The organism is Dellaglioa sp. CoH-57-MRSF-16, assembly GCF_056782055.1.
This window is the reverse complement of sequence record NZ_JBXAXZ010000128.1, coordinates 1-318: the sequence shown is the minus strand read 5'-3', so window position 1 is coordinate 318 and position 318 is coordinate 1. Positions and strand designations below refer to the sequence as shown.

Genomic DNA, 318 nt, shown 5'->3' with positions numbered 1-318 from the left:
ACTTTATGGTTGCCGCGTACTCGCGCAATTACGCGGATGCCTATACAGCACTGCTCGATGTTCAAGATCAGTTCGGATTCGTGAAGAAGCTAGTGTGGATCGCGCAGTTCATCATGGGTATGGACGTGCTTAATGGCGCAAAGCACCCGAAACTGTGGTGGAACAACGCGAACAAGGCGGTGTTTGCCGAAGTCAAGAAGCTGAAGCTGAACCGTGGCTTCAAGGCTGCGGTGTTGGCTAAGTTGCTGCACGTTCAGGCGCAGGCCGGCCAGTTTGCGATTCCCGCAGCCGATCTTCTGGCTGCACACACGTACGATC

Annotated in this window: 1 protein-coding gene; it reads left to right on the top strand. The window is 54.7% G+C overall.

The annotated features are described in order from the left end of the window. Positions 1–318: hypothetical protein (locus AC1RPH_RS08160; protein ID WP_481762086.1), on the top strand; the 318-nt coding region annotated here is incomplete at both ends.